This window comes from Halomonas sp. KHS3 (assembly GCF_000830495.1).
Lineage (GTDB): Bacteria > Pseudomonadota > Gammaproteobacteria > Pseudomonadales > Halomonadaceae > Vreelandella > Vreelandella titanicae.
On sequence record NZ_JWHY01000001.1, the window covers coordinates 1 to 18,997 of the forward strand.

The window sequence follows — 18,997 nt, forward strand, 5'->3', positions numbered from 1 at the left end:
TTTATCGTCATTCGGAGAGACCTCTATGAGTCTGGAGACAAGAGAAGATCTCGATCCGATCGAAACCACGGAATGGATTGATTCCCTGGAATCGGTATTGGATCGTGAGGGCGAAGATCGTGCCCGCTACCTGATGACCCGCCTGGCGGATCGCCTGCGCCGGGACGGCATGAAGGTGCCCTTCTCGGTGACGACCCCGCACCGTAATACGATCCCGGTTCACCGCGAAGCACCGATGCCTGGTGACCTGTTCATGGAGCGCCGTATCCGCTCCTTGATCCGTTACAACGCCATTGCCCAGGTGATTCGTAATAACCGCGCCAAGCCGGGCCTGGGTGGCCACATTGCCAGTTTTATGTCCTCGGCTACCCTGTATGACGTGGGCTTTAACCACTTCTTCCGCGCGCCTCAGGGCGATTTTGCCGGTGACCTGATTTATATTCAGGGCCACGTAGCACCGGGCATCTACGCACGTTCCTATTTGGAAGGGCGTCTATCGGAAGAGCAGATGGACAGGTTCCGCCAGGAAGTCGATGGCGATGGCCTCTCTTCCTACCCGCACCCGTGGTTAATGCCGGACTACTGGCAGTTCCCCACGGTCTCCATGGGGCTGGGCCCGATTCAGGCTATCTATCAAGCGCACGTGATGAAGTACCTGCATCACCGTGAGCTGAAGGATATGTATGACCGCAAGATCTGGTGCTTCATGGGCGACGGCGAGTGTGACGAGCCGGAATCCCTGGGCGCCATTTCACTGGCTGGTCGCGAAAACCTCGACAACCTGATCTTCGTCATCAACTGTAACCTGCAGCGCCTTGACGGCCCTGTGCGCGGCAACTCGCGGGTGATGGACGAGTTCGAAGGCGTCTTCCGTGGTGCGGGCTGGAACGTGATCAAGGTCGTCTGGGGGCGTCACTGGGATCCGCTGTTCGAGAAGGATAAGAAAGGCATCCTTCAGAAACGCATGGACGAAGCGGTCGACGGCGAGTACCAGAACTACAAAGCCAACGGCGGCGCTTACACCCGTGAGCACTTCTTTGGCAAATATCCAGAAACCGAGGCGATGGTCAAAGACCTCTCCGACGAAGATATCTGGAAGCTCAACCGCGGTGGCCACGATCCGTTCAAGGTTTACGCGGCGTATAACGAGGCGGTTAACACCTCCAACGGCAAGCCCACGGTCATCCTGGCGCACACCGTTAAAGGTTACGGTATGGGTAGCGGCGATGGCGAAGCGGCCAACGAAGCGCACCAGGTCAAGAGCATGGAGTATGAAGCGCTCAAGACCTTCCGCGATCGCTTCGGTATTCCGTTAACCGACGAGCAGCTCAAAGACGTGCCGTACTACAAGCCGGAAGACGACTCTCCCGAGCTCAAGTACATGCACCTGCAGCGCGAGCGTCTGGGCGGCTACCTACCCAGCCGTCAAAGCGACTTCGAGGCCCTGGAGATCCCCAGCCTCGAAGACAAAACCTTTGCCTCGCAAATGGGCGGCTCGAAAGGGCGTGAAGTCTCGACCACCATGGCGTTTGTGCGGGTGCTTAACGGCCTGGTCAAAGATAAGACGCTGGGCAAGAAGGTGGTGCCGATTATCCCTGACGAAGCGCGTACCTTCGGTATGGAAGGCATGTTCCGTCAGTTGGGTATCTACACCTCGGAAGGTCAGAAGTACGAGCCGGTGGATAAAGGCCAGATCATGTTCTACCGCGAGGATCAGAAAGGTCAGATCCTCGAAGAGGGCATTACCGAAGCAGGCGCCATGTCGGCCTGGATCGCCGCGGCGACCTCCTACAGCAACAACAACGTCACGCTGCTGCCGTTCTACATCTACTACTCGATGTTTGGCTTCCAGCGTATCGGCGATCTGGCCTGGGCGGCGGGTGACCTGCAAGCCCGTGGCTTTATGGTCGGCGGCACCGCCGGGCGCACCACGCTTAACGGCGAAGGCCTGCAGCACCAGGATGGCCACAGCCTGATTCAGGCCTCCACCATTCCCAACTGCCGCAGCTACGACCCGACCTATGCCCATGAAGTCGCCGTGATTCTGCAGGATGGCCTGAAGCGCATGTTCACCGACAAGGAGAACTGCTTCTACTACCTGACGGTGATGAACGAGAACTACGAGCACCCTGCGCTGGAAAACGTGCCCGCCGACGATATCGTTAAAGGCATGTACCTACTGCGCGAAACCAAGGGTGACAAGGGCCGCGTTCAGCTGCTGGGCTCTGGCACCATTCTGCGCGAAGTGGAAGCTGCCGCTGAGTTGCTTGAGAACGATTGGGGCATCGGCGCCGACATCTGGAGCGTGACCAGCTTTAACGAGTTGCGTCGTGAAGCGCTGCTGCTGGATCGTGAAGCCTTCCTGAACCCAGACGCCGAGGCCAACAAGCCTCACGTCACACAGTGCCTGGAAGGGCGCGACGGCCCGGTAATCGCGTCGACCGACTACATGAAGCTGTATGCCGATCAAGTGCGCGCCTGGGTACCGGGTGACTACACTGTACTGGGTACCGATGGCTTTGGCCGTTCAGACACCCGTGAGAAGCTGCGCTACTTCTTCGAAGTAGATCGCTACTTCGTGACCGTGGCGGCGCTACGTGCGCTGGCTGAGCGTGGCGAGATTGATCGCAAGCAGGTTGGTGAAGCGCTTAAGAAGTACGGCATTGATGCCCATAAGCCTAACCCGCTGACTAGCTAAMCCGCTGACCGGTGGGCGGTGGCCCACCGGCTCGATCCGATTTGGAAGGAGCGCGACCTTGAGTAGCGAAATCATCAAAGTTCCCGATATCGGCGGCGATACCGATGTCGAAATCATCGAGATTGCGGTGTCAGAAGGCGACGTCATTGAAGCGGAAGACACCCTAATCACGCTGGAATCCGACAAAGCCAGCATGGACGTACCGGCCCCGAAAGGCGGCAAGGTACTCAAAGTGCTGGTCAAAGAAGGCGATAGCGTCTCGGAAGGKGACGATATCGTTGAGCTGGAAGTCGAAGGTGGCGGCGACGAGAAACAAGAGAGCTCGTCTGACAGCCAGCCTGAAGAGGCCCCAGCGAAGCAAGAGAAACCCAAAGAGCCGTCTCAAGAGCAGAAGCCCGCAGCTAAAAAGTCAGCCGGCGGTAAGCAGACGGTGGATATCAAAGTGCCCGATCTCGGCGGCTCGGACAGCGTCGAAATTATCGAAGTCGCGGTCAGCGAAGGCGATGAGGTTGAGGCCGAAGACACCTTGATCACGTTGGAGTCTGACAAAGCCTCCATGGACGTGCCCAGCCCCCATAGCGGTAAGATCGTCAGTTTTACCGTGAAAGAGGGTGACACCGTCTCTGAAGGCGATGTCATCGGCCAGATGGAGATCGTCGGCGAGGGCGACGACAGCGAAGACGCGCAGGAAGAGGCTGCTCTCGAACAAGATCCATCAGGCAAAGCCTTGTCTGAAAAAACTCCGCCTGAACAAGCTCAGCCGAGCAAGCCTGCGGAATCTCCGGCCGGTACCCCCAGCCCGGAAGCCCAGATGGCCGCCTATAAGCCCCGGGATGGCAAGTTGGTGCACGCCGGCCCTGCGGTTCGCATGCTGGCCCGTGAGCTGGGTGTCGACTTGGGACTCGTTAAGCCCAGCGGCCCGAAAGATCGCGTGCTCAAAGAGGACGTACAGTCCTATGTGAAGCAGGCGATTGCCAATCAGGGTAAAGCTCAGCCAGGCGCGGCAGCTGCAGGCACCGGCGGCGCGGGTATTCCGCCCATTCCGGAAGTCGACTTCAGCCAGTTTGGTGAAGTGGAAGAGAAGCCGATGGGGCGTCTGCTCAAGATGGGCGCGACCAACCTGCACCGCCAGTTCGACGAAGCGGACATCACCGAGCTGGAAGCTTTCCGCAAGGCGATGAAGGCCGAAGCGGAAGCCCAGGGTGCCAAGCTGACGCCGCTGCCGTTTATGGTTAAAGCCTGCGCCTTTGCGCTGCGTAAATTCCCGCAGTTCAACGTTAGCTTGAAGGGTGACGGTGAAACCCTGGTATGGAAGAACTACGTCCATATCGGTATTGCCGTGGATACGCCCGATGGCTTGATGGTGCCGGTGGTGCGCAACGCCGATAACAAATCCTTGATCGAGATTGCCAAGGAGATGGCGGAGCTAGGCAAGAAAGCCCAGACCAAAAAGCTCAAGCGCGACGAGATGACCCGCAACGCCGATAACAAATCCTTGATCGAGATTGCCAAGGAGATGGCGGAGCTAGGCAAGAAAGCCCAGACCAAAAAGCTCAAGCGCGACGAGATGACCGGTGGTTGCTTCACCATTTCGAGCCTCGGTTCGATTGGTGGCACGGCGTTTACACCGATCGTCAACGCGCCGGAAGTGGCCATTCTGGGCGTGTCCAAAGCCCAGATGAAGCCGGTTTGGGATGGCAGTGCCTTCCAGCCGCGCCTGATGATGCCGCTGTCGCTCTCCTACGACCACCGCGCGATCAACGGCGCCGACGCGGCACGCTTTACCGCCTTCCTGGCCGATGTGCTGTCCGATATTCGTCGCTTACTGTTGTAGTTAACGATAAAAAAAGGGACTTATAAATGGCGCCTTTATAGGCGCCATTTATTTAAATAAAAAACTTTTCTTTATTAATTTAATTACCACCTAAAATGGCCATAAGATCAGCATCAGGTTCTCTGGAGGTGAGTACAAGCAAGGATTCTAAGCTATTGAGGTGTGTATATACGGAGTTCCGAGCTGCTTCGGCATCGCCATTTACAAGATGCGAAAGTAGTTGAGCATGGTCTCCCTCTAAATAACAAGACAATAAACTCGGCGGTTTATAAAGTGCAATAACGATAGAAGTGCGTAGTACCAAATCAGTAAGCATCGCACCCATGATACTATTAGGTGAGCATTCGGCAAGAAGATGATGAATATTCAGAGAGTGTTCAATGCGTGCTGGTTCATTATTATTTTCATAAGCCTCCTTTTCAAGTACGACTTGCTGTTGCAATGCTTTCTTAGCGCTAGTCTCCAACTTGCCTGCTAGCAGTGCAACAATTTCACCTTCGACTAACCTGCGTGCAGAAAAGGTCTCACGAGTTTCTTCGATTGAAGGAGCACGCACGCGAGCGACCTGATTGGGGCGTTGATCAATGACATGCTCGGCATCAAGCCGTGTTAATGCCTTACGCACCACCGAGCGACTGACTCCAAATACTTCACCTAGCGTTATCTCAGGCAATTTAGTATTGGGAGTCAAACGTTGCATCAGCACAGCCGACCGGATGTGGTCAACGATGTCCTGGTCGCCGACGCGACCTTCTTTGGGTTTATTAAAGCGATTTTTATGCCAGCCGAGGTTCATATTCTTTGTCTCTAACGATCCTCGCTGGAACTTAACATGTATCCCCCAATACAACCAACATAAGATCAATGCTTTATCGTTGAAGATGGTTATTTCTCAAGAGCTAACTCAAGCATTTTTTGTAGCGTTTCCGATCATCTTATGCTCTGGTTTACAGCAAGAATTTTCATGGTGTTAGTACCTCCGTGTGCATTCATATGGTTGCCACGGGTAAGAATGACATGATCATTTTGGGAAACAATTCCTTTAGATACCAGTAATTCTATTGCTTTATCATTGAGCTCTTCGGCTTTCATACTTGTTGTATCAAAGGCCAGAGAGACCACACCGCGATACAGTGCCATACGTCGTTGAGAAATTTCACTTTGCGCTAAACCGATAATGGGCAATCCAGAGTGTATGCGTGAGGCGATCAACGCCGTAAAACCACTAGACGTCATACAGGCAATAGCGGTGACTCCAGCGAGATGGTTCGCAGCGTACATGGCAGAAAGAGCGACCGTTTCATCGACCTGCAAAAAATCTTGATGGATGCGATGGCCAGACTCCTGAGCGCTCCGCTCACGTTCGGCCCCCAGGCATAAACGATCCATTGCCTTCACGGTTTCTACAGGAAAGTCCCCAGCAGCGGTTTCAGCGGATAGCATCACCGCATCCGTGCCATCAAGAACGGCATTGGCAACATCGAAAACCTCAGCACGCGTTGGCAGCGGCGCACTAATCATCGTCTCCATCATCTGCGTGGCGGTGATCACCGCACGGTTGAGGCTACGCGCGCGCTTGATCATGCGTTTTTGCACGCCGATCAACTGAGCATCCCCGATTTCTACCCCCAGATCACCCCGTGCCACCATGACTGCTTCGGATGCCATAATAATGCCATCTAAAATTTCATCATCCGCCACCGCTTCGGCACGCTCAATCTTCGCGACAAGACCGATCTCTTTACCCTGCCCACCCAACAGCTTGCGAGCTTCCTGCATGTCAGCAGCGCTACGTGGAAAAGATACCGCAAGGTAGTCAACACCTATTTCGACGGCGGTCTTAATGTCTCGTTTATCCTTCTCGGTAAGAGCGGCCGCAGACAACCCGCCTCCCTCCTTATTGATGCCCTTGTTGTTGGAAAGCTTACCTCCAACAACAACCCGAGTATGGATTTCTTGGCCCTCAATGGCACTGACTTCGAGCACCAAACGACCATCGTCAAGCAGGAGGCGGTCACCCACGATGACATCGTCCGCCAACGTCTTGTAATCACAACCGACGCGTGTGATATCGCCGGCATTGCTATCCAACAACATATCAAGCACGAAGGGCTGGCCTTCTCCAAGCAAAACCGAATCGTCCTTGAAGCGAGCGATACGAATTTTAGGGCCTTGCAAATCAGCTAACACCGCGACGCTTCGGCCTAGACGTTGGGAAATCTCACGCACTTCGACTAGCCGACGGCGATGATCATCAGCCGAACCATGGGAGAAATTGAGTCGAACGACATCCACACCTGCCCGCAGCATACCTTCCAGTACACCTTCACGGTCGCTGGCGGGGCCTAAGGTTGCCACTATTTTGGTGCGACGAATGGGGGTATAAGCGGTTGGTTTCATGCTGGCCTCGGGAGAACAAGAATAGCTCGAAAATCATTGACATTAGTTCGGGTCGGACCGGTCACAACCAGGTCGTTAATAGCCGCAAAAAAACTGTAAGCATCGTTACGGTTCAGATAATCCTTTGCTGACAACTGCAAGGCTTTTGCACGTTGCCAGCTCTCGGGGCCGAATACAGCACCGGCGTTGTCCTCAGAACCATCAATGCCATCGGTATCGACAGCGAGTGCATAAACGCCCTCTGCACCCTCAAGTGTGTCGAAAAGCCCTAATAAATATTCGACATTGCGCCCGCCACGCCCATCGCCACGCACAGTGACGCTGGTCTCACCACCGGAGAGCACCAGCAGTGGACGTTTAATTTCACTTTGCAGTTTGCGCACCATACGCGCTTGAGCAATACCTAAATCACGAGCTTCACCTTCCAAATCATCGCCCAGCACTCTGACGTCGACCGCACTTTTTTCAGCACTGAGTCGAGCAGCCTCAAGGGCATCACTGGCTCGCGCCAGGATTATGAACTGGTCGCGTGCAAACTCAGGGCTAGAGGCTTGAGGCGCGTCGTGATTGGCCATCAAATGTTGACGCACGTTATCAGGAACCTCGATGGCGTGGCGTTCGAGAATCTCCAGGGCATCAAGCGGTTTTGAGTTATCTGGCAGGGTGGGACCTGAAGCAATCAGGGTAGGATCATCACCCGGCACATCAGAAATAAGGTAGGTCACCACCCGAGCGGGGTGAGCGTGAGCAGCCAAACGACCACCCTTGATCCCAGACAAGTGACGCCGCACCGTATTGATTTCGCGGATCGGTGCGCCACAGCGCAGCAACGCTTTGTTAACAGCCTGCTTGTCCTTCAAACTGATACCTGCGGCGGGTAGCGTCATCAATGCAGAGCCGCCCCCAGAGATCAAAGAAATCACTTGATCGTCTTCACTGAGGTTTTTCACCGCTTCAAGCATACGTTTGGCTGCTTGCTCACCAAGAGCATCGGGCATGGGATGGGAGGCTTCTAACACCTCGATATATTGGCAATCAGCACCGTGTTTATAGCGAGTCACCACCACTCCGTCCAAGTCAATTGCTTCATCGTTGTTACGTGCACGCTCAACCCAAGCTAACTCTAGTGCGCTTGCCATAGCAGCGGCGGCTTTTCCAGCACCGACGACAATGGTTCGTCCGGCCGGTTTTTCTGGTAGTTGGTCTGGCAGTAAGCTGAAAGGATGCACCGCAGCGATGGCCGTTTCAGCCAGGTGCACTAACCACTGGCGCGAGGCCTCTTCACTAGTAAAGGGTGCTAAGCGAAAAAGGGCATTCATCGATAGACTCCACAGGCAAGGGCCGGGGGGAATAGAAAAAAGGGGGTAAAAAAACCGGTGAAAGACACATAACGGAACGGAGGTCTTGCACCGGGAAAAGGCAACGAGTCACATGCAATAACAAGGGCGGGCCGCAGAACGATGCCCGCCGTAAAACAGTAATGAAACCTCCGTCAATCAGTCAGTCGCGCCATAAAAGGCATTACTGGCCAATTTCATAATTCGCCAGTTTTTCCAGGGCACGCAGAATTCCCGCATGGTCCCAATCCGCACCGCCATTAGCGGCACATGCCTGGAACAGCTGTTGGGCATTTGCTGTACCCGGTAACGAGAGGTTAAGGCTACGTGCGCCCTCCAATGCCAAGTTGAGATCTTTCTGATGCAGGCGGATGCGAAAGCCAGGGTCAAAGGTACGCTTAATCATACGCTCGCCATGCACATCCAGAATTTTCGACTGAGCGAGGCCGCCCAACAGGGATTCACGCACCTTGGCGACATCGGCACCGGCTTTGGAGGCAAACAGCAGCCCCTCTGCAACGGCCTCAATAGTCAGTGCAACAACGATCTGGTTGGCGACCTTGCAGGTCTGGCCTGCTCCGTGCCCCCCAATGTGCGTAATGACCTTGCCGACGACTTCAAGCAGCGGCTTAGCCCTTTCAAAGCCTTTGTCCGTCGCCCCTACCATAATGGTCAGCGCGGCATTGATCGCACCGCCTTCACCGCCTGAAACAGGGGCATCAACAAACTCACCACCGGCTTCAGTAATGCGCTTGGCGAATGCCTGGGTCTGCATTGGGGCAATGGAGCTCATGTCGATGACCAAGGTGCCGGGCTTGAGGCCCTCTATCACGCCGTCCTCACCGAACAGTACACTCTCTACATCTGGCGTATCCGGCACCATGGTGATAATGACATCGGACGCCTGGGCAACCGCTTTTGGATTAGCCGCCTCTTGCATGCCCTTATCGGCAAGCGTTGCATCCAAGGGGCCGCGTTTGACGGTCATCAAAGAGTGGCCCGCATCGAGCAGGTGGCCTGCCATTGGGCGTCCCATAATGCCTAAACCGATAAAACCAATCTTGCTCATCCTCTTTCTCCTTCAAACTAACGCAATTTGTACTTATTCATACTTGGGCTGTTCAGCGCACCGCCTCCAACCAAACCAGCCCTTCCGACGTCGACGTCTTGGGCTTGTATTCGCAGCCGACCCAGCCGTCGTAACCTAGGCGGTCAAGCTGTGAGAACAGAAAAGGGTAGTTGATCTCACCGGTACCCGGCTCATGACGGCCCGGGTTATCCGCCAGTTGCACATGCGCGATACAGCCCAGATGCTTTTCTATCGTGGGCGCCAGATCCCCCTCCATGATCTGCATGTGGTAGATGTCGTATTGCAGCTTCAGATTGTCACTACCGACCTCGTCGAACAGCGCCAGAGCCTGCTCGGTGCGGTTGAGGAAAAAGCCTGGGATATCACGAGTGTTGATCGGCTCCGCCAACAGAAGAACGCCAACCGACTTGAGCTTTTCAGCCGCATAACGCAGATTTTCAATCAGCGTGCTGCGTGCCTCGTCATCACTTACACTTTGAGGCTTAATGCCCGCCAGGCAGTTCACCTGTTTGCACCCCAAAGCAGTGGCATATTCGATGGCACGATCAACGCCGATCCGGAATTCTTCCACCCGATCCGGGTGACAAGCGATGCCGCGTTCACCCGCTGCCCAATCGCCCGCAGGCAAATTGTGCAATACCTGGGTAAGGCCGTTGGCTAATAAACGCTCTTTGATTTCCGCCGCCATGTAATCGTAGGGAAATAGGTATTCAACCCCCTCGAACCCTGCCCCGGCGGCGGCCTGAAAACGATCGAGGAAGTCTACTTCGGTGAACATCATGCTGAGATTCGCGGCAAATTTGGGCATGCAAGTCTCCTTGTTTTTATCCTAGTGATAATAATTGCCCTGGTGCCGAACCTCGGTGGTCACCAGGGCCAAGCTTAGGTCAAACTGGCGATAGAGCTAGGCGCATCCGTCAAGTTTTCAGCCAGTTCCTCGAATTCATTGACGCCATCAAGGTCGGTACCCATTGAGATATTGGTGATGCGCTCAAGAATGATCTCAACGACTACAGGTACGCGATGTTCACGCATCAGTTCGCGGGCCTTTTCAAATGCCGGAGCGATATCCTCAGGCTTTATTACGCGCAGCGCTTTACAACCCAGGCCTTCGGCAACAGCAATATGGTCTACACCGTACTCAGCTAATTCAGCCTCTTCGTCGGTGTAGTTAATGTTTTTGAAAGAGAGCTGCACGCAGTAATCCATGTCGAAGCCGCGCTGGGCCTGACGAATCAACCCGAGATAGGAGTTGTTCACCAGCACATGAATATAGGGCAGGTTGAATTGCGCCCCGACTGCCAGCTCTTCGACCATGAACTGGAAATCGTAGTCACCGGAAAGTGCCACCACTTCAGCTTCAGGATCAGCACGGCAAACGCCCAACGCCGCTGGAATGGTCCAGCCTAGCGGCCCCGCCTGGCCACAGTTGATCCAGTGACGCGGCTTGTAAACGTGCAGGAACTGAGCGCCCGCAATCTGGGACAGACCGATGGTGCTGATATAGCGGGCATTCTTGCCGAACACCTTGTTCATTTCTTCATAAACACGCTGGGGTTTGACCGGCACGTTATCGAAGTGCGTCTTGCGCAACAGCGTGCGTTTGCGCTCCTGGCACTCCGCGGCCCAGGCACTGCGATCCTTGAGCTTGCCCTTCGCCTTCATTTCCCGAGCCACATCAAGGAAAAGTGCCAATGCCAGCTTGGCATCAGAAACGATGCCGTAATCAGGGCCGAAGATACGCCCGATCTGCGTCGGCTCGATGTCGACGTGAACAAACTTACGGTCTTTGGTATATGTTTCGACGTTACCGGTGTGGCGATTGGCCCAACGGTTGCCGATGCCCATCACGAAATCCGAGGCAAGCATGGTTGCGTTGCCGTATCGATGAGATGTCTGCAAGCCCACCATGCCCGCCATCAGCGGGTGATCGTCGGGAATCGTACCCCAGCCCATCAGCGTCGGAATGACCGGCACGCCGGTAAGTTCGGCAAACTCGACAAGTTGTTCTGCGGCATCTGCATTGATGATCCCGCCCCCCGCGACCAACAGCGGCTTTTCGGACTCGTTGAGCATGGTCAACGCTTTTTCAATCTGGGCACGCGAAGCAGACGGCTTATAGGCCGGAAGTGATTCGTAGGTATCCGGATCAAACTCGATTTCGCTCATCTGAACGTCGATCGGCAGATCGATCAACACCGGGCCGGGGCGGCTTGAGCGCATGAGTTGAAAGGCTTTCTGGAAGGCCCGCGGCACTTGGGCCGGTTCCATCACGGTAATCGCCCATTTTGTGACCGGCCCGGCAATGGTCTGAATATCCACTGCCTGGAAGTCTTCCTTGTGCAACTTGGCCCGTGGCGCTTGACCGGTGATGCACAGAATCGGTATGGAGTCGGCGCTGGCGGAATACAGCCCGGTGATCATGTCGGTGCCGGCGGGACCAGAAGTACCGATACATACCCCGATGTTCCCCGCTTTGGTTCGGGTATAACCCTCGGCCATGTGCGACGCCCCTTCAACATGGCGTGCCAGAATGTGATCGACTCCACCCACCTTACGCATGGCAGCGTAAAAAGGATTGATTGCGGCCCCCGGCAACCCAAAGGCAACGTCGATACCTTCTTTCTTCAGAACGTGAATGGCGGCTTCCGCAGCTGTCATTTTAGCCATTACAATTTCTCCTCAACAATTGAATACAATTGATGTATTCATTTTCGATTTGTTCTTGTATTCAAAAATAGGCGCCTACTCGATGAGTGTCAATTTTTTATGGAAAATATTTCCATAAAAAATTAAATGCCAACATATACCCTTAATAAACAAAAGGTTATTGAAATCACAGCTACGGGAATATGCACATAGTGCAGAGGTGGAATCGTAGAACCAAGGAGGGAAATTCAGGCACCACTAATAGACCAACAGCCTTGGCTGTTAGCCTTTAAAAACCTTAAGGAATAGCGGATGACATTCGAGAAAATTTAGCGCCAAAGGCATCTCAACAGGCTAACAACGCTATTGATCAGAGTGTGTACGTCATCGCCATCATCTTCGGTTTCAACTCGTGCCAGGTAACGCCTCAGCGTGCCCCCACGCAACCCAGTTTCATATGGCGGTTAACGTCTTTGTAGAGCAGATAGCGGAACGGCCCTGGGCCGCCGGCATAACAGGCCTGCGGGCAGAACGCGCGCAACCACATAAAGTCGCCAGCCTCGACCTCAACCCAACTCTGATTCAAGTGATAAACAGCCTTACCTTCGAGCACGTAAAGTCCGTGCTCCATGACATGGGTTTCATCGAAAGGGATGACAGCTCCAGGTTGCAGAGTGACGATATTGACATGCATGTCATGGCGGACGTCATCCGGTTCGACGAAGCGTGTAGTCACCCATCTCTCATCGGTATCCGGCATAGCCGATGGTTCAATGGCATTTTCGTTAGTGACGAAAGGCGCAGGTGCTTTAATGCCTTCAACATATTCGTAAGCCTTGCGCACCCAATGAAAACGAACCGGCTCGTCAGCCCTGTTATGCGCCTGCCAGCTAATACCTGGGGGTAAAAAAGCATAGCCGCCGGGCTGCATAAGGTGTGTTTCACCCGCCAGGGTGAGAGTCAGTTCGCCTTCAACGATGAACAGCACCCCCTCGGCTGCCGGATCTAGTTCCGGCTTTTCGCTACCACCGCCAGGAGATACTTCCATAATGTATTGTGAAAACGTCTCGGCAAAGCCAGACAGGGGACGAGACAACACCCATAAGCGGGTTTTATCCCAAAACGGCAAATTACTGGTCACAATGTCACGCATGACCCCTTTAGGTATCACTGCATAGGCTTCGGTAAACACGGCGCGATCCGACAGCAGCTGTGTCTGTGCTGGCAACCCTCCCTTGGGGGCATAATAGTTACGCTTGGCCATCATCTTTCCTTTATTGTGGTCATTTTATCGTTTGGTTTTTTTATATATAAAAGGGATCAAGAAATTTATCCGTAACCCAACATAGCGGAAATGGTTGCGGCAGCTTCAGCCACGCAGCTCTGTAAACGATCACGCTTTTCGGCAGGGACTTCATGTACAGGCACCATAATGCTGATAACGCCTTCCATAGAGCCATCATGGTTATAGAGGGGATAGACAACAGAAGAGATACCAAAGTGATAATAGGAGTCCGCAATAACATATCCACGCTGCCGGTCTTCCTGCACTAAATCCCAGAGAACATCTCGGTTGGCTGGAGCACCCGGTTCCTTATCTAAAAGGTAATCTGGTGGATAAAGAGTTTCGAATTCCTCTCGTGATAGATCGGTTAGCAGCATTCGTCCCAAAGAAGTGCAATGCAACGGTAAGCGGGTTCCAACACTCACACGGCGAATAGTAGCGTTCGATGCCCCAACTCTCGCCACATAGACGGCATCACGACCATCTCGAATAGCGATATGGCTTGAACAACCGGTTTGCTCACACAAAGACTCAATAACCGGCTGTCCGATCTGTACTACATCCAGCGAAGCGACGTACTCAAAGCCTAGGCGCAATACATTGACCCCCAGGGAATATAAACCGGTGACGGGGTGATGGCGTAGAAACCCCATGTGCTCCAAGGTCTGAACCGCTCGATGCGAAGTTGCTTGTGGATAACCCACTCGCTTAACAAGCTCGGAAAAGCTCATCTCTCGGTGATGACGATTGAGCTCCATTAAGATCATTAGCCCTCGTTCAAGCGCGGGTATCAGATGTTTTTTGTTATCCTTGTCACTCATGGCTCGTTCACTCGCTTCAGGGTTATCGCTTTTAGGCGAACAAAAAAAAGAGACCTTAGTAGATAAGAAATTACTAATAAACATTTCTTTAGACCTGCATCGATAAGCTCAGTAGGCGGGATGGTGCTTTACCCAATGCCGGGCGATATCCACGCGCCGACTGACCCAGACACGGTCATGCGCTTCAATATGATCAAGAAAACGCTGGAGTGCGATAAAACGGCCAGGGCGTCCTATCAGGCGGCAATGCAAGCCGATAGAGAGCATTTTTGGCACTTCTGCTCCCTCCGCGTATAACACATCAAAAGCATCACGCAGATAGCTAAAGAAATGATCAGCGGTATTAAAACCCTGTGGCGAGGCAAAGCGCATATCATTAGAGTCCAGTGTATAAGGCACTACTAGATGAGAGTGCGTATGGCCCTGGCTGTCCTTCTCGCGTGTCCAGAACGGTAAGTCATCACCGTAGTAGTCGCTGTCGTACAAAAAACCGCCTTGATCCAATATCAGACGGCGCGTATTGGGGCTGTCACGGCCGGTATACCAACCCAGCGGCTGCGCGCCGTAAAGGTTCTGAAACACTTCGATAGCACGCTCCATGTGCTGGCGTTCCAGCGCTTCTGGCACTTCCTGATAATTGATCCAACGATAGCCGTGACACGCAATTTCATGACCCAACTCCTGAAAGGCATGAGCCACCTCGGGGTTACGCTCCAGCGCCATGGCCACACCGAAAATGGTCAGCGGCAAACCACGTCGTTCGAATTCACGCAAGATTCGCCATACCCCTGCCCGGGAGCCATACTCATAAATGGATTCCATGCTCAGGTGGCGATTGGAAAAAGCAGGCGCACCGACTATCTCGGAAAGGAACTGCTCGGAACCGGTATCGCCGTGTAGTACCGAGTTCTCTGCACCCTCTTCATAGTTCAGCACGAATTGCACAGCAATTTTCGCCTTGCCAGGCCAATTGGCCTGAGGGGGATTACAGCCATAGCCGACCAAGTCACGAGGATAATTGGGCGAATGCATGATGCAAGTTCCTTGTTATAAAACAGCGATCTAATGAGTGTTTAAAAACAATAAAAATGTACATAGCGAAAGATACAGCCCACCATAAGGCAGGCTTTAAATAGCACTGACGTTAAATACGTACGAATTATTTAGACGCTTACTCTTCCCACTCCTCAATCAATGCACGTTCTTCCTCCGTCATATTCGTCATATTGCCAAGCGGCATATAGCTGCTCGCTACTACTCGCTTAATGCTCTCTTGTTGTTTAATGATTTGCTCGATTTCGTCATATGCAAAACCAGCAGGAGGAGCAGAAAAGCCTGGCTGTGTCGGCGTTTGTGAGTGGCAAGCGACACAACGTTGCTCTATGACGGCACCGATCTCGGTGATATCTGGCCCCTTTTCTGCTGCCTGAGCACCAGATTGACTCGAGCTTTGCGCAGGCATAGCCACCCAAAAAGCTATTAAGAGAAGAGCAACACCAGCAATGGGATAAATTGGCTGAATTTTACCCGCATGCATTAAGACAAAGTATTGACGAATCAATGCACCCGCAAAGATAAAGAGTGTCATCAGCACCCATGCATGTTCATGAGTGTAAGCAAAGGAGTAATGATTGCTGATCATCAACAATACGACGGGCAGGGTGAAATAGGTGTTATGAACCGAGCGCTGCTTACCACGCTTACCATCAAGCGGATTGGGTGTTGCGCCAGCCTTCATCGCCTTTACCATGCGACGCTGACCAGGAATAATCCAAAAGAACACATTCGCCGACATCGCAGTAGCCATCACAGCCCCTGTTAACAGGAAAGCCGCGCGCCCCGAAAACATTTGAGTACTCAAGTAGGCAACTACGATCATCATGACCGCTACGCCGATACTCAAGAGACCATCACGCTCCATGTTCGGGCTGATACGCTTACACATCTCGTTATAAACAACCCACCCTAGTAGCAGGAAGGCCAGCGCCAGGATATTAGCTTCCCAACCAGCAAGGTTAGCCGCCCACTCCCAGTTACTGTTGGGGTTCACCAAGTAGAAGCTTGGGTTAACCATATACAAAATGATGAACAGGGCAAAACCGGACAGCCATGTGGTGTAAGACTTCCAGAACGACCAGTGCAGATCATCCGGTAGTTTTTCTGGACTCGTTGCATATTTCTGGTTGTGATAGAAACCACCACCATGTACAGCCCACATTTCACCAAACACCCCTTTTTGGCGGCAGTTTTCGTCTTTAGGTGTTTTGAGGCCGTTGTCCAGCATCACAAAATAGATGGATTCGCCTATCCAAGCGATGGCCGCGATGACATGCAGCCAGCGCAGCATAAAGTTTCCAAATTCAAGTAAATAGGCTTCCATTAGGGGAACCTCGCCTCATTTGATTATTGTTGGGTGGCTAACTACAAAACGTACATTGACGCTCAAAATGGATGTTCAGCTGCCGCGATAAGTCGAATAGGCATATGGCGTTAGCAATAACGGCACATGATAGTGCTGCGCCGCATCATTAACCCCGAAACGGAGTGGTATGATGTCCAAAAAGCTCGGCTCTGGCGCTTTTAAGCCTTGGCGCATCAAGTAGTCACCTGCATGGAACACCATTTCATAATTGCCCTTTACTAATTCACTTCCTTCAAGTATTGGAGCATCACAACGACCATCGTCATTGGTCTTAACTATTTTAAGAAGCTGGCGTAGCCCCCCATCTAAACGGAATACCTCTATTTTAATTCCTTCACCAGGGCAGCCTTGGGCTGTATCCAAAACATGTGTTGTCAGTTTTCCCATCACCTCTCTCCTCTGATTTTCCGCGAATCCTGTGCCGCTAGCTCATCATTGGCAACGCAGTATTAGCACAGTCTAAAAAGCGTTCATGTGGTTATAGTCAACATTTTTAGCTCTTTAATGGACACATTTCAAATATTTTTTGTATACATTTATTGAAGTATTTGGTGACCAACGTTAGCGGGTGCGACTTTAGTAGGTACGTCGTGAGGGAATTTAGCTTTAGAAGCCTCGGCTACAGCAGGCAGAGGGAAAACAAAAAATAAAAACATAAATATCTGTAATTTAACTATTTTACTTGTATTTTTGTTAGAAGCTACTGAGAACGCCAGTATCGTTTTCTAGGTATAGTTAACCGAAAAAAATGCACATTGATGAGACAGGGCTGGCAGAGAGCTACAAAATTATTTATTTTCTGATTTATTTTTGTGTACAGTATGATCAGATCAGATAAACAAAAGATTAATAGCACTGAATACAATAACAATGGAGCCTCATCTATGAATGATGCATTAGCCTCTTCCGAACAGCGGAAACGCGTGAACGAAAAGAACACCTCACTCTTTGATTTCTATGGAAAACCGCGGTTTTCAAAGGCCTTACCTCTATCTCTTCAGCATCTACTGGCCATGATCGCTGGCGTCATCACTCCGCCCATTATCGTTGCCGGTGTTGTGGGGGCGAGCATAGAAGAAAAGCTCCTGCTTATTCAGATTGCCGTGCTGGCATCAGGGGTATGTACTGTTTTCCACCTTTACGGTGTTTGGAAATTTGGCGCCCGCTTGCCCGCCATCTTTGGCGTAGGCTTTGCCTATGTACCAACCCTGGTCGCAGTAGGAGCTCAGTATGGTATTGAAGGGATTCTTGGCGCCCAGTTAATCGGCGGTATGACCATGGTGATAGTGGGCTATTTCATCCAGTATATCCGCCACCTCTTTCCGCCTGTTGTCGCAGGCACAGTGGTATTGGTCATTGGCTTATCACTTTACGATATTGCTATTCGTTACATGGCGGGCAGTGGCAACGTAAACGCACCCAATTTTGGCGATCCGATTAATTGGGTCGTGGCGGTGGTAACGCTACTCACAGTATTGATTGCCGCTCAGTTCGGTAAAGGCGTGGTGAAGCTTTCCGCAATCATTGTTGGCATCGTCGTGGGTTACTTGCTCTCGCTCGCCCTTGGCATGGTCAATTTCGATAGCGTGTCCAATGCTTCCTGGGTGGCCATACCCAAGGTAATGCCTTTCGAGATGGAATTTCACGCGGCCGCTATCGCCTCTATGGTCGTTATCTGCATCATCAATTCCGTACAAACTATCGGCGATTTGTCCGCAACAACCGTCGGCGGCATGAATCGCGAGCTGAAGACTCGCGAGTTGACGGGAGGTTTACTGGGCAATGGCCTGACTACCACCCTGAGCTCTTTCTTCGGTGCATTACCTACCTCCACCTTCAGCCAGAACGTAGGCATTGTGGCGATGACCAAGGTTATTAGCCGTTATGTTCTGGCGCTGGCGGGCATCATGATGATTCTGGCCGGCCTTAGCCCAAAGTTTGGGGCAATCATGACCACCATTCCTTATCCCGTATTGGGTGGAGCAACCATTACCGTATTCGGCATGATCACCATGACGGGGATTCAGCTGTTGGTAAAAGATGAAATGTCCGCTCGAAATATGACGATCGTGGGGCTCGCTTTAGCATTGAGCCTAGGGATCGCTTCTGTCCCCTCAGCCATTGAGCAGTTTCCGACGGTGTTGAGAGACCTGATTGGTGGTGCGCCTATTGTAGTTGCTGCGATAACAGCCTTCACGCTTAACATAGCCTTACCTAACAAATCACTAACCGACGAGGAAAAAGAGCGAGAGGCGATCGCCAAAGCAGATGCTGAGGCGGCCAAGGCCGACAGCGACAAATGAAGCCAGAAAATCTCACAAAACAGCACCCACTCTAATTAAACAGTTTTATGTACACCTAATTAGAAGCCATTTGGCCACCATTAAATAGAACTGCTGCGTGCGCTGGCAGTTCTATTTTGTGGTTAAGGTGCATGGCTCTATAGGTTAACTTGGGAATA

Annotated in this window: 14 protein-coding genes; 3 read left to right on the forward strand and 11 right to left on the reverse strand. The window is 52.4% G+C overall.

Annotated features, from left to right (window positions below):
* Positions 1-25: 25 nt before the first annotated feature.
* Both aceE and RO22_RS00010 read left to right on the forward strand, forming a co-directional pair.
* Positions 26-2,698 (forward strand): pyruvate dehydrogenase (acetyl-transferring), homodimeric type, encoded by a 2,673-nt coding sequence (aceE, locus tag RO22_RS00005; protein ID WP_009287423.1) that lies wholly within the window; start codon positions 26-28, stop codon positions 2,696-2,698.
* Between the two features lie 58 nt (positions 2,699-2,756).
* Positions 2,757-4,532: a dihydrolipoyllysine-residue acetyltransferase gene (locus RO22_RS00010; protein WP_041157228.1), complete on the forward strand. Its 1,776-nt coding sequence runs from the start codon at positions 2,757-2,759 to the stop codon at positions 4,530-4,532.
* Positions 4,533-4,611: 79 nt separating this feature from the next.
* Here RO22_RS00010 and RO22_RS00015 read toward each other — a convergent pair whose 3' ends face one another.
* The 11 genes from RO22_RS00015 to uraH form a co-directional block, all read right to left on the reverse strand.
* Positions 4,612-5,328: a GntR family transcriptional regulator gene (locus RO22_RS00015; RefSeq protein WP_027957831.1), complete on the reverse strand. Its 717-nt coding sequence runs from the start codon at positions 5,326-5,328 to the stop codon at positions 4,612-4,614.
* A 134-nt stretch (positions 5,329-5,462) separates the two neighbouring features.
* Positions 5,463-6,932: a pyruvate kinase gene (pyk, locus tag RO22_RS00020; protein WP_041157229.1), complete on the reverse strand. Its 1,470-nt coding sequence runs from the start codon at positions 6,930-6,932 to the stop codon at positions 5,463-5,465.
* Positions 6,929-8,251 carry a glycerate kinase gene (locus tag RO22_RS00025; RefSeq protein WP_052475456.1) on the reverse strand — a complete coding sequence of 441 codons (1,323 nt, stop codon included), beginning with the start codon at positions 8,249-8,251 and terminating at the stop codon, positions 6,929-6,931. Before RO22_RS00025 ends, pyk begins: the two co-directional genes overlap by 4 nt.
* A 202-nt stretch (positions 8,252-8,453) precedes the next feature.
* Positions 8,454-9,338 carry a 2-hydroxy-3-oxopropionate reductase gene (locus RO22_RS00030; protein ID WP_041157230.1) on the reverse strand — a complete coding sequence of 295 codons (885 nt, stop codon included), beginning with the start codon at positions 9,336-9,338 and terminating at the stop codon, positions 8,454-8,456.
* Positions 9,339-9,390: 52 nt separating this feature from the next.
* The gene (gene hyi, locus RO22_RS00035) at positions 9,391-10,167 is read right to left on the reverse strand and encodes a hydroxypyruvate isomerase (protein WP_041157231.1); all 777 of its coding nucleotides are present in this window, start codon (positions 10,165-10,167) and stop codon (positions 9,391-9,393) included.
* Positions 10,168-10,241: 74 nt separating this feature from the next.
* Entirely contained in the window at positions 10,242-12,029 is a 1,788-nt protein-coding gene (gene gcl / locus RO22_RS00040; protein WP_041157232.1) for a glyoxylate carboligase, read from the reverse strand.
* A 406-nt stretch (positions 12,030-12,435) separates the two neighbouring features.
* Positions 12,436-13,272, reverse strand: a complete 837-nt coding sequence (locus RO22_RS00045) for a bifunctional allantoicase/(S)-ureidoglycine aminohydrolase (protein ID WP_041157233.1) — start codon at positions 13,270-13,272, stop codon at positions 12,436-12,438.
* Positions 13,273-13,337: 65 nt separating this feature from the next.
* Entirely contained in the window at positions 13,338-14,114 is a 777-nt protein-coding gene (locus RO22_RS00050) for an IclR family transcriptional regulator (protein ID WP_041157476.1), read from the reverse strand.
* 108 nt (positions 14,115-14,222) lie between these two features.
* Entirely contained in the window at positions 14,223-15,146 is a 924-nt protein-coding gene (gene puuE, locus RO22_RS00055) for an allantoinase PuuE (protein WP_027957839.1), read from the reverse strand.
* A 139-nt stretch (positions 15,147-15,285) separates the two neighbouring features.
* Positions 15,286-16,494, reverse strand: a complete 1,209-nt coding sequence (locus tag RO22_RS00060) for a urate hydroxylase PuuD (RefSeq protein WP_027957840.1) — start codon at positions 16,492-16,494, stop codon at positions 15,286-15,288.
* A 75-nt stretch (positions 16,495-16,569) separates the two neighbouring features.
* On the reverse strand, positions 16,570-16,923 hold the full coding sequence (gene uraH, locus RO22_RS00065) for a hydroxyisourate hydrolase (protein ID WP_027957841.1): 354 nt from the start codon (positions 16,921-16,923) through the stop codon (positions 16,570-16,572).
* 497 nt (positions 16,924-17,420) lie between these two features.
* Here uraH and RO22_RS00070 point away from each other — a divergent pair, with 497 nt between their 5' ends.
* Positions 17,421-18,839, forward strand: a complete 1,419-nt coding sequence (locus RO22_RS00070; RefSeq protein ID WP_052475458.1) for a uracil-xanthine permease family protein — start codon at positions 17,421-17,423, stop codon at positions 18,837-18,839.
* Positions 18,840-18,997: the final 158 nt, after the last annotated feature.

What these genes read in the sequence shown, in the direction of transcription:
- RO22_RS00060 (WP_027957840.1), bottom strand. Translation starts at nt 16,494, where the DNA reads ATGGAAGCCTATTTACTTGAATTTGGAAACTTTATGCTGCGCTGGCTG.
- hyi (WP_041157231.1), bottom strand. Translation starts at nt 10,167, where the DNA reads ATGCCCAAATTTGCCGCGAATCTCAGCATGATGTTCACCGAAGTAGAC.
- uraH (WP_027957841.1), bottom strand. Translation starts at nt 16,923, where the DNA reads ATGGGAAAACTGACAACACATGTTTTGGATACAGCCCAAGGCTGCCCT.
- gcl (WP_041157232.1), bottom strand. Translation starts at nt 12,029, where the DNA reads ATGGCTAAAATGACAGCTGCGGAAGCCGCCATTCACGTTCTGAAGAAA.
- aceE (WP_009287423.1), top strand. Translation starts at nt 26, where the DNA reads ATGAGTCTGGAGACAAGAGAAGATCTCGATCCGATCGAAACCACGGAA.
- RO22_RS00015 (WP_027957831.1), bottom strand. Translation starts at nt 5,328, where the DNA reads ATGAACCTCGGCTGGCATAAAAATCGCTTTAATAAACCCAAAGAAGGT.
- RO22_RS00030 (WP_041157230.1), bottom strand. Translation starts at nt 9,338, where the DNA reads ATGAGCAAGATTGGTTTTATCGGTTTAGGCATTATGGGACGCCCAATG.
- RO22_RS00045 (WP_041157233.1), bottom strand. Translation starts at nt 13,272, where the DNA reads ATGGCCAAGCGTAACTATTATGCCCCCAAGGGAGGGTTGCCAGCACAG.
- RO22_RS00050 (WP_041157476.1), bottom strand. Translation starts at nt 14,114, where the DNA reads ATGAGTGACAAGGATAACAAAAAACATCTGATACCCGCGCTTGAACGA.
- puuE (WP_027957839.1), bottom strand. Translation starts at nt 15,146, where the DNA reads ATGCATTCGCCCAATTATCCTCGTGACTTGGTCGGCTATGGCTGTAAT.
- RO22_RS00070 (WP_052475458.1), top strand. Translation starts at nt 17,421, where the DNA reads ATGAATGATGCATTAGCCTCTTCCGAACAGCGGAAACGCGTGAACGAA.
- RO22_RS00025 (WP_052475456.1), bottom strand. Translation starts at nt 8,251, where the DNA reads ATGAATGCCCTTTTTCGCTTAGCACCCTTTACTAGTGAAGAGGCCTCG.
- pyk (WP_041157229.1), bottom strand. Translation starts at nt 6,932, where the DNA reads ATGAAACCAACCGCTTATACCCCCATTCGTCGCACCAAAATAGTGGCA.